This is a genomic window from Oxalobacter paraformigenes, assembly GCF_000158475.2.
GTDB classification, from domain to species: domain Bacteria; phylum Pseudomonadota; class Gammaproteobacteria; order Burkholderiales; family Burkholderiaceae_D; genus Oxalobacter; species Oxalobacter paraformigenes.
Genome location: NZ_KI392031.1, coordinates 436,862 through 446,104, shown reverse-complemented (window position 1 = coordinate 446,104; position 9,243 = coordinate 436,862). Strand labels below are relative to the sequence as shown.

The window sequence follows — 9,243 nt, the reverse complement described above, 5'->3', positions numbered from 1 at the left end:
GCATAAAAAAAGACTACAAGGAAGCCATGAAATGGTTCAGACGAGCGGCCGAACATGGTGACAATCAGGCGTATGTCAATATCGGCATCCTGTATGGCAGAGGTGACGGCGTCAGAAAAGACCCGAACCGGGCCGTGCAGTACTATATTCTGGGGGCTCAAAAAGGAGAATCCGAGGCGCAAGGTTTACTGGGAATGGCTTATGCGCTTGGTAAAGGCATCACACAGGACAATGAAAAAGCCCTCTTCTGGTACAAAAAAGCGGCCGAAAACGGCAACATTGATGCGATGAAAGAGCTGGGATACATTTATGAAACCGGCCGTCTGGGCGTCAAAAAAGACCCTGAGGAAGCCGAACGCTGGAACGCCATGGCGAAAAAGACGGAAGAAGGGGAACGGAACTGAGTCTCTCTTTTTCATGCACAAACCGGGAGCGATCCCGGTTTTTAAAATCCCTTGCCTAAACACCTCATCTGTCTGTTCGACAGGCCGGCGGAAAGCTCGTCTTCGTGCCTGCTGCCATCGCATCCAGTCCGGTTTCCCGAAACAGCCTGAAATCGCCCTTTCCCGAAAACGGGTTCTTCAATGAAACAGCCCCGCTCAAACAAAAACCGCGTCAAAGACGCGGTTTTTTTCATGTCCAAACGGAAGAACCGGTTCACCCTCTTTTGCTCATCGGCACCACGTCACGGCGCGTTTCACCGACATAAAGCTGGCGCGGACGGCCGATGCGCTGCTCGGGATCGGAAATCATTTCCTTCCACTGCGCGATCCAGCCGACCGTTCTGGCCAGCGCGAAAATGCCGGTAAAGAGCGACGACGGGATGCCAAGCGCGGACTGGACGATGCCGGAATAGAAATCGACGTTCGGATACAGTTTGCGCGACAGGAAATAGTCGTCTTCCAGCGCGACGCGTTCGATTTCGAGCGCGATCTTGAAGAGCGGATCGTCTTTCAGGCCCAGTTCTTCCAGCACTTCATGACAGGTTTCGCGCATTAAGGTCGCGCGCGGATCGAAATTCTTGTACACGCGATGGCCAAATCCCATCAGGCGCGTTCCGGCTGTACCGTCTTTTACGGCTTTCACAAAACCGGCCACCTTGTCCACCGATCCGATTTTCTTGATCATGGCCAGCGACGCCTCGTTCGCGCCGCCGTGAGCCGGCCCCCACAGGCAGGCGATGCCGGCGGAAATGCACGCGAACGGATTGGCGCCGGACGAACCGGCCAGACGGACAGTGGAAGTCGAAGCGTTCTGTTCGTGGTCGGCATGCAAAATCAGGATGCGATCCAGCGCACGCACCAGAACGTCATTGACCTTGTAGTCTTCCGCCGGCGTCGCGAACATCATGCGCATGAAATTCGCCGTGTAGTACAGATCCTTGCGGGGATAGACAAACGGCTGCCCGGCATTGTATTTATAAGACATCGCCACCAGCGTCGGCATTTTCGCCAGCAGCCTCAACGCGGACAGTTCACGGTGCTCCGGATCGGAAATGTCCAGCGAATCGTGGTAGAACGAGGACAGGGCCCCGACGGTCGCCACCAGAAGCGACATCGGGTGGGAATCGCGGCGGAAGCCGCGGAAGAAAAACTGCATCTGTTCGTGCACCATCGAATAATTGGCGACGTTCCTGACATATTCGTCATACTGCTCCTTGTTCGGCAATTCGCCTTTCAACAGCAGGTAGCAGGTTTCCATGAAGTTGCATTCCTTGGCCAGCTGCTCGATCGGATAACCGCGGTAAAGCAGTTCTCCCTTGTCTCCGTCGATATACGAGATGGCCGAGCTGCAGGATGCCGTTGCCAGAAAACCGGGGTCATAAGAAAGCTTTCCGGTCGTATTGTAAAGCGTCCGGATATCGATACAGTCCGGGCCCATCGTGCCCTTGTATACCGGTAATTCGACGGCGGGTGTGCCATCTTCAAACGACAATTTCGCTTTCGTTACAGAATCGTTCATTTTCATCCAATTTCCACCAGTTCAATCAAAACAGAATGCCAAAGCCCCCTGTAAATCCATAAATAAAAAAGAAAAGCATTATAAATGCTTTCCTCGGCATATTCGCTCTTTTTAACACAAAAAACGCGAAATCCCAAACCATGCCGTTTTTACCGTCGCGTTTGCCTTTCAGGCGGTCACCTCCCCTTTCAACACGGAAACCCGTACAGGCCATTCCGTTTTTCCGTCAGTCCAGCACCCCGAAATGGCGCAAGGCATGAAGCACGCCATCCTCATCGACGGAGCGCGTCACGAAATCGGCTTTTTCCCTGACCGCATCGTGCGCATTACCCATGGCAACGCCGATACCGGCATAGGACAGCATGCCGATATCGTTGAATCCGTCGCCGAAAGCCATCGTTTCCTCCGGCGCGATCCCTTCCCGGCGCAAGACCGCTTCCATGCCCCTGTCCTTGCCGCCTCCGGCCGGAAGGACATCGAAACAGTAAGGTACCGAACGCGTCATTTCCACCTTTTTCAGGGCCGCTTTCAAAAACCCTTCCTCGCCGTCTTTCAGAAAAGGCACAAACTGGAGAATTTCGTTTTCCCTGACCCTGTCCAGCCCGGCAACCGGCGGCACCGGATGGTCGATCAGCCGGCAAAGCTCGCCGACCGTTTCATCGGCATAATTCAGGAACATGCCGTGCTCTTCGACAAAGAGGCAAGGAAAAGGCCGTTGCCTGATCAGTTCCTTTAAGCGGACAATTTCGCCGGAGTCGATCGTTTCCTTGCGGATCACGCCGGTTTTCCCATAACAGTACTGGCCGTTCAGGGTCAGATAGGCGTCAAACGAAAAATACCGGTCCATGAACGGCATCATCATTTTGGAACGCCCGGTCGCCACATAAACCCGTATGTCTTTTTTGCGCAAGGCGTGCAAGGCCTTTTGCGTCGATTCCGGCATGGCATGGTTCCTGAAACTGATCAGCGTTCCATCAATGTCGAAAAAAACGGCCCTGATTGCCGAACCCGGTCTGTCGTTCATCTTGCCTTTCCTGCCCGTTCGTGTCCAAAACCGTCATTATATGCGCCCTCTGCCATTTTCCGGCGACCGGAAACGCCAACGTTGGCAAACCGTGTATTGCCGGCCGCTCCCTTTCGGGAAAGCGCACGGGAAAGTCCGGCAGGCAGGGCAGGAAACCATCCGGTCAGGCCTCAGTCGAACTGCTGGCGGAACTGGGCAGGCGTCTGTCCGAACGCTTTTTTAAACGAAGTGATGAAAGCGCTGACGTTTTCATACCCGACAGACCGGGCGGCTTCCCGGACGCTTTCCCCTTCGGCCAGCCGTTTCATCGCCACAATCAGACTGGCGTTTTGCCGCCACTGCGCAAACGTCATATTCGTCTCGCGCGAAAAATGCCGGCTGATGCTGCGCGAACTGATCCTCATGCGTTCGGCCCATTCCTCGACAGTCCGCCGTTCCCCGGGGTTTTTCAGGATTTCCCGCGCCAGATAATTCAGTCTTTTATCTTTCGGCAACAGCAGGCGCGCCTGTCCCTGCGAACTGTACCGCAATTCGTCCAGCAAGACTTGCAACAATCTTTCCTGCCGTGCCGGAAGCGGCTGGAAAACCCCGCCGACCCCATCCGGTTGCCAGGTGACGGCCCGTTCAAGAATCGGCGCGACAAGGCTGGAAATAGCCAGTGCGGACGGGATTTCCGGCAATCCGGCGCAAAGGAGCGGCGTCAATGACGCGCAGATTCCGGCAACATGGCCGTACGCACGGATTTCATAATGGAAGTGGGGAGGCATCCAGCCGATCCGGCCGGGCAGAACCGTCCAGTACCCCCGTTCGTCTTCCACGGCGAGAAACCCTTTTTCAAGATACACAAACCAGCTTTCGTTCTGGGCGTGACCGGGTTGCGCAATGCCTGCCGGCGTCGTAAACGTCAAAAGGGAAAAACGCTGGCCATGCAACAAGAAACAGGAAGACATGCCCCCTCCAAAACAGTCCGGCTTGCCGAAACGGCACAGCCCAAAGGGAGGCTCTCGGGCCGTCCATTCGCGCCATGCGTTTCCGGAACAAGCGCCTATCCCTCCATTTACAGGGAGTATATTACCGCAAACAGCTGTTTTGGTTCACTTTTCCCACACCCTGGCGAATCGGGACAGCCAGGCTTCTTTTCCCCTGACTGTCGCCTGGCCGGAAAACGACAGACCTCCCGGTTTCTTGAATTTTTTCTGTCCGTCCCCATATTTCTCCAGAATCGGCCCCTGAAAATGAAACAATGGCCCGATAGGGGTAAAATGGTCTTTTTTATCGGGCCAGCAACCCTTTATTGATCAATCAAACGAGTAACCGAAAATGAGCGTCGATATTTTTTTGCAGGAAACCCCCCATATCGATTTTTCGACACCGATTGTCCGCGACCAGGCCAAAGCCCTCTTTAAGGGCGTCAACAGCGAACTGGAAAAAGTGCGCATCGCTTTCGAATTCGTGCGTGACCGGATCACGCATTCCATCGACGTCAACGCCCCCGTCGTAACGGCCAGGGCTTCCGAAGTCCTGAAACACAAGACAGGCATCTGCCACGCCAAGGCCAACCTCCTTGCCGCTCTCCTGCGTTCCCAGAAAATCCCGACCGGCATGTGTTACCAGCATGTGACGAAAAACGATGACGACGATTCCGCCGGCTATGTCGTCCACTGCTTCAATGCCGTCCACATCGGCCACCGCTGGATCAAGCTCGACGCCCGCGGCAACAACGACCGCATCGACGTCCGTTTCTCGCTGCATGAACCGGCGCTGGCGTTTCCGAACCGTCCCCGATACCAGGAATTTTTCTGGCCCGGCATCTTCGCCCGGCCCCACCGGGCCAGCATGAACGCGCTGGAAGCGGCCAAAAACATGGAGGAACTGCTGGAAAAACTGCCTGATCACATGCTGGAAGACCCTGACATTCTGGAAGTCGAAGCGGAAGACATCCGGCCCGACACACGCGCCCATGAGGAAACGCGCAGCTGGTTCTGGTTCTAGCTGATATGGCATCCGTTTCCCGAACGAACCGGCAAAACCGGACAGGCAGCCGGCGCCGCCAGCTGCCCGACAGGCCGGACGTTTTTTACGTGTCCACTCCGGTCTCCCGTCCCTCTCCCGCATGATTATCCGGAAAACCGTCCCGGTCAAAAGCCTCGTCTCTCCATCGAAGCTGCCGGGAACCGATTTCGTGATCAACCCGTATATCGGCTGCCCGCACAAGTGCCTGTACTGTTATGCCGAATTCATGAAACGGTTCACCGACCATACGGAAGACTGGGGCGACTTTTTAGACGTCAAAGAGACCGGAACCACTCTTCCCGTCAAACGGCTTGCGGGAAAACGCATCGTCATCAGTTCCGTGACCGATCCGTACAATGCTTTCGAGAAGCGCTACCGCGTCACGCGAAACGTCCTCGAACAATTGCAGGCTTGCGCGGCCCATATCACCCTGATCACCAAATCCGATCTGGTATTGCGGGACATCGACCTGATCGGGAAACAGGCCGACATTCAGGTCGCCGTTTCCATCAATTCACTCGACGACGTTTTCCGCCGCCGCTTCGAACCGCGGGCGCCCGACGCAAAAAGACGGCTGTCCGCCATACGGCAATTAAACGAAGCCGGAATCCGGACGGTACTCTTCATGTCGCCCATCTTTCCCGGCATTACCCGTTTTGCGGAAATCGTCGAAGCATCCCGGACATTCACGGACGAATACTGGTTCGAAAACCTGAACCTCGACAACATGGCGCGAAACAGGGTCGCCCGCGCCATCGGCCGGCACTATCCCGGACTCATCCCCTTGTACCGGGCCATTTACCGGGAAGGCGACAAAACTTACTGGGATGGTCTGGCTGGCGAAATCGACGATTATTGCCGGAAAAACGCCCTCGCTTACCGGAATCTGTTTCATGGATGAAACGATAGCCCCCGCCTCTGCCATTTCAGCCATGTATCGCCGACAGAAGTCTTTCCGGATCCGGCCGGACAACCGTTTCCTTTCGTTTACCCGGCTTCAGCGGCAAAACAGGGCCGCCTCCTGCGACCGGACAGAAAAGCCGGTTTTGCGCGATCGCATCTTTCCCCTTTCCTTTTGTCCCTAATCCAGCGTAATCAGCGACGCCGTGGAAGGAGAAGGCATACCCGATTCCCGTTTCAGCGGCTGTTTCATCATCCGGTAATCGTAACGGTCGGTCTTGTACCCGAATTCATACCAGCGGGGCCTGTATTCCGTCTCATCATAACGGAAAGTATGCCACTGCTCTTCGTCGCGCTTCAATGTCCTGTCTGCCGTCGCCAGATAAAGCTCCCTCATCCTTGTTCCGAACAATGACCGGACTTCTCCCGTTTTCGGATTGATGCACTCCCTGAAAATCCGGCGGATCTTTTCATGAGGCGCTTCCCGCACCAGTTTTTCGTAAACCTGCCTCATAGCCGCCTCGAACGTCACGGGAATTCTTCTTCGCTCGAAAAACGTTTTTGCGCAACGAATCACCTGTTCGGCTGCCAGCAGGGTGATTTCATAAGCATGGACAATATCCTCGCAATGCTCCCGTTCAGCCTGCCGGCCCTGTTCGGAAATTTCACGGCTGATGTAATACCGGATTTCCCTTTCTCCCGGCACCGGCATGAAGTCGCCGAAAAATCCGCCAATGCACATCTGTCCGCTCGAATACCAGCCTTTGGGCAAATAAAACGATTCGTTGTGGCCTGAAGAACATGCTTCCTCTACCTTTATTTCCGGCAAATACAGGCTTTTGCCCCGCCTGCCCCTGACACGGTACGCTCCGGCATCGATACGGAAACGGGTCATCTGCGCACCTGTCGGCCTCGTTGTTTCACCCAGATCCTTTTTGCGAACGCCCGGGCGCCTGCAAAAAGCCGTATGATCCCTGACCGCCACAGGTTCTCTGGTCAAATGGTTCATCCTGCCTCCTGAAAGCAAATCTTCTCAGGTATCCGGCAGCATGCACTGCCGGATACGGAACATCAGCTTCCGCCGCCACCGACCGCGATCGGTTCGATCACCGACGCGAAAACAGTGGAGAGCTTCGCCATCCCTTCAGCCGGAGCCTGCTGCGCGGCACGCGCATAGATTTCATACTTGGCCGACTGATCCGTCGAACGCGTGTGGTCGGCCGAAGTCGTGACGCTGCCTGAAATCTGGGCATGAAATCCCCAGAACGACATGCCCGACTCGACCTTGCTTTCCGTTCCCACATGCGTCTTGTCCACGACCTGCTCCTTGACCTCCATCGTGAACCGGACGGTCGCCTCGTCCATCGTGAACGCCGGCACCGGTACCAGCGAAATCAGCGGCGCGACGACCTGAACCTGCTGCTGCGAAATATTGCCGCTGCCGTCAGTAACCGGCCGCGTCAGATTGAACGTCAGCGTTTTGGTCCCTTTCGTGGGATCGCCATCGATAAACGCCAGCCTGTAAACGTAATCCAGATAGACCCGGCACAGCTCGGACTGTCCCTTTGCCACCTCGATAATCGGCGTACAGACCAGGAGCCCCAATGGCAAACCCGCGAATTTGTCTCCTATATCTCCCGGCATAATGCACCTTCCTTCCTTTCTTTCCTTAAAGAAGCTTGACCGCTTCGGTTGTAATCCGGGAAATGCCTTCGGGAGGCGCTTCCCGCCTGAAGACCAGCTCGATTTCCTGACCCGGCTCTTCAAAGCTGCCTGCCGCGTTTTCTCCATCGGACACGGCGTCGTTTTCCTTTCGTCGCGGCAAAGGCATCAAGGACACTTTCATCGCGCCGCCTGACGCTTCATCGACCGACGCCGAAACCCGCATCTTCAGCTTCACCTGATCGAGGCTGAACGTGTTGTGAGGCACCAGCGTCACCAGCGGCACGTCCATTTCCTTCAGCACGCCTTTTTCGCCCGGCCGCGGAATAACCACCTTGCGCATCAACGGAACCAGCGCGTCTTCCGGCAATGCATTGCCGGACGCTTCCTTTCCGCGCAAATTGCCCGTCTGCCGGAAATAATTCCAGTACCGGTCAAGCGTCGAACGGGTCACCGCTTCCTGCGCATCCGTCATCGCCAGGCTGATCGCCGAAAACAGGTCGGACAAATTGATTTCAGCCATGACAGGCCTCCGCTGTCAGCAATCTCAATACCCGCTCCTGTGGAACGCCATACTTTTCCATCAGTTCGGCGCAATTGCCGCCGACCTCGACCACACGGTGGTGATGGCCATCGGGCGCAGGCGCCCAGACGGCATACCGCCCGAGAACCGTCACCGTGCCGCCGATTTCAGCCATCCGGTTTTCCCCCAGATCGGAAATAAAAATCCTCTCTTTCGTCAGTTTCGTCCATTCGTCCATCGTCGCCTCCTTCATTTTTCCTCACCATTTCCCTTCAGAAACCATTTTCCGGTTTTCCGGCCTGAAGAAAATGGCACCGATAACGTATTGACAAACCGGAACGGCACGGTCTTTAAAACCGGTTTTTCGATAATTCCCTTGCCCGGAACGCGCGAACGGACAGGCCTGCCCGGAAAACGGCCGGCCCGTCCATTCCCGTATCGCCATGCGTCCCGGTCCATCCAGCGGCCGGATCAGTCTTTGCCCGCTTCCCGGATCAAAAGCGCCAGCGACAGGGCTGACCGTATCCCGAGACGGCGGTAAAGATTCTCCCTGTGCTTCATGACAGTCTGGAAATGAATGCCGAGCGCGCGCGCAATTTCCTTGCAGGTTCGGCCGGAAGCGATCAAGAGGGCGACTTCCTTTTGTCTTTGGGTCAACCCATCCAGAGACACGGAAGAAAACGGTTTATTTTTTTTCGCCAGTCATTCGACTGGCCAGTTCGACAACACTGGAAACACCGGTTTTCCCGATCAGGCGGGAACGATGCTTTTTGACGGTATTGACACTGATACCCAGTTGAAATGCGATCTGTTTGCAGTCCAATCCCGTGACAGAAAGGTCGAGAATTTCCTTTTCACGCGGCGTCAGCAACTGGAGCGTGTACATGATAGTCCCTGCAAGAGTCGGTTAACGGAATGTCCGGACAAAAAAACCGGACACATCCATTATGCAAGGTGCGGTTAACATGTACTGATAAATTCGGGAAAGAGGGAGAAAATCCTGCTGCAAGGTATTCGGCAAACAACAAAAACCCCGGGCGTCCTGAACGGACAAAAACCCGGTTTATGAAAAAACGGAAACACGCTCCGGACAAAACCTCTCTGCCCGGAACAGGGGGAAGGAAAGGAAAAGACGCCGGCCGCATCGAAAAACAGGCTT

13 protein-coding genes are annotated in these 9,243 nt (G+C 55.5%); 3 read left to right on the top strand and 10 right to left on the bottom strand.

Features of this window, described 5'->3' with window-relative positions; genetic code table 11:
* On the top strand, positions 1-404 hold a 404-nt coding region (locus OFAG_RS05595), incomplete at its 5' end, for a tetratricopeptide repeat protein (RefSeq protein ID WP_040719675.1).
* A gap of 253 nt (positions 405-657) precedes the next feature.
* Here OFAG_RS05595 and gltA read toward each other — a convergent pair.
* From gltA to OFAG_RS05570, 4 genes are all read right to left on the bottom strand, one after another.
* Positions 658-1,968 (bottom strand): citrate synthase, encoded by a 1,311-nt coding sequence (gltA, locus tag OFAG_RS05585; protein ID WP_005877379.1) that lies wholly within the window; start codon positions 1,966-1,968, stop codon positions 658-660.
* Between the two features lie 19 nt (positions 1,969-1,987).
* The gene (locus tag OFAG_RS05580) at positions 1,988-2,176 is read right to left on the bottom strand and encodes a hypothetical protein (protein ID WP_020994910.1); all 189 of its coding nucleotides are present in this window, start codon (positions 2,174-2,176) and stop codon (positions 1,988-1,990) included.
* A 12-nt stretch (positions 2,177-2,188) separates the two neighbouring features.
* Positions 2,189-2,986, bottom strand: coding sequence for a Cof-type HAD-IIB family hydrolase (locus tag OFAG_RS05575; protein WP_005877380.1), 798 nt, complete (start codon positions 2,984-2,986; stop codon positions 2,189-2,191).
* Positions 2,987-3,156: 170 nt separating this feature from the next.
* On the bottom strand, positions 3,157-3,936 hold the full coding sequence (locus OFAG_RS05570) for a helix-turn-helix domain-containing protein (RefSeq protein WP_020994909.1): 780 nt from the start codon (positions 3,934-3,936) through the stop codon (positions 3,157-3,159).
* 370 nt (positions 3,937-4,306) lie between these two features.
* Between OFAG_RS05570 and OFAG_RS05565 the strand changes: the two genes are divergently transcribed.
* Both OFAG_RS05565 and OFAG_RS05560 read left to right on the top strand, forming a co-directional pair.
* On the top strand, positions 4,307-4,978 hold the full coding sequence (locus tag OFAG_RS05565) for a transglutaminase-like domain-containing protein (RefSeq protein WP_005877382.1): 672 nt from the start codon (positions 4,307-4,309) through the stop codon (positions 4,976-4,978).
* A gap of 121 nt (positions 4,979-5,099) precedes the next feature.
* Positions 5,100-5,900 (top strand): radical SAM protein, encoded by an 801-nt coding sequence (locus OFAG_RS05560; RefSeq protein WP_005877383.1) that lies wholly within the window; start codon positions 5,100-5,102, stop codon positions 5,898-5,900.
* Between the two features lie 180 nt (positions 5,901-6,080).
* Here the strand turns inward: OFAG_RS05560 and OFAG_RS05550 are convergent, their stop codons facing one another.
* The 6 genes from OFAG_RS05550 to OFAG_RS05520 form a co-directional block, all read right to left on the bottom strand.
* Positions 6,081-6,908 carry a hypothetical protein gene (locus tag OFAG_RS05550; protein WP_020994908.1) on the bottom strand — a complete coding sequence of 276 codons (828 nt, stop codon included), beginning with the start codon at positions 6,906-6,908 and terminating at the stop codon, positions 6,081-6,083.
* 62 nt (positions 6,909-6,970) lie between these two features.
* Positions 6,971-7,543, bottom strand: coding sequence for a DUF2589 domain-containing protein (locus OFAG_RS05545; RefSeq protein ID WP_005877387.1), 573 nt, complete (start codon positions 7,541-7,543; stop codon positions 6,971-6,973).
* Between the two features lie 25 nt (positions 7,544-7,568).
* Positions 7,569-8,084: a DUF2589 domain-containing protein gene (locus tag OFAG_RS05540; protein WP_005877389.1), complete on the bottom strand. Its 516-nt coding sequence runs from the start codon at positions 8,082-8,084 to the stop codon at positions 7,569-7,571.
* Entirely contained in the window at positions 8,077-8,337 is a 261-nt protein-coding gene (locus OFAG_RS05535) for a hypothetical protein (RefSeq protein ID WP_005877391.1), read from the bottom strand. The genes OFAG_RS05540 and OFAG_RS05535 overlap by 8 nt, the downstream gene beginning before the upstream one ends.
* A gap of 218 nt (positions 8,338-8,555) precedes the next feature.
* Positions 8,556-8,741: a response regulator transcription factor gene (locus tag OFAG_RS05525; RefSeq protein ID WP_040719666.1), complete on the bottom strand. Its 186-nt coding sequence runs from the start codon at positions 8,739-8,741 to the stop codon at positions 8,556-8,558.
* Between the two features lie 28 nt (positions 8,742-8,769).
* The gene (locus OFAG_RS05520; RefSeq protein ID WP_005877393.1) at positions 8,770-8,970 is read right to left on the bottom strand and encodes a LuxR C-terminal-related transcriptional regulator; all 201 of its coding nucleotides are present in this window, start codon (positions 8,968-8,970) and stop codon (positions 8,770-8,772) included.
* Between the last annotated feature and the right edge of the window lie 273 nt (positions 8,971-9,243).

What these genes read in the sequence shown, in the direction of transcription:
- gltA (WP_005877379.1), bottom strand. Translation starts at nt 1,968, where the DNA reads ATGAAAATGAACGATTCTGTAACGAAAGCGAAATTGTCGTTTGAAGAT.
- OFAG_RS05580 (WP_020994910.1), bottom strand. Translation starts at nt 2,176, where the DNA reads ATGGCCTGTACGGGTTTCCGTGTTGAAAGGGGAGGTGACCGCCTGAAA.
- OFAG_RS05575 (WP_005877380.1), bottom strand. Translation starts at nt 2,986, where the DNA reads ATGAACGACAGACCGGGTTCGGCAATCAGGGCCGTTTTTTTCGACATT.
- OFAG_RS05570 (WP_020994909.1), bottom strand. Translation starts at nt 3,936, where the DNA reads ATGTCTTCCTGTTTCTTGTTGCATGGCCAGCGTTTTTCCCTTTTGACG.
- OFAG_RS05565 (WP_005877382.1), top strand. Translation starts at nt 4,307, where the DNA reads ATGAGCGTCGATATTTTTTTGCAGGAAACCCCCCATATCGATTTTTCG.
- OFAG_RS05560 (WP_005877383.1), top strand. Translation starts at nt 5,100, where the DNA reads ATGATTATCCGGAAAACCGTCCCGGTCAAAAGCCTCGTCTCTCCATCG.
- OFAG_RS05550 (WP_020994908.1), bottom strand. Translation starts at nt 6,908, where the DNA reads ATGAACCATTTGACCAGAGAACCTGTGGCGGTCAGGGATCATACGGCT.
- OFAG_RS05545 (WP_005877387.1), bottom strand. Translation starts at nt 7,543, where the DNA reads ATGCCGGGAGATATAGGAGACAAATTCGCGGGTTTGCCATTGGGGCTC.
- OFAG_RS05540 (WP_005877389.1), bottom strand. Translation starts at nt 8,084, where the DNA reads ATGGCTGAAATCAATTTGTCCGACCTGTTTTCGGCGATCAGCCTGGCG.
- OFAG_RS05535 (WP_005877391.1), bottom strand. Translation starts at nt 8,337, where the DNA reads ATGAAGGAGGCGACGATGGACGAATGGACGAAACTGACGAAAGAGAGG.
- OFAG_RS05520 (WP_005877393.1), bottom strand. Translation starts at nt 8,970, where the DNA reads ATGTACACGCTCCAGTTGCTGACGCCGCGTGAAAAGGAAATTCTCGAC.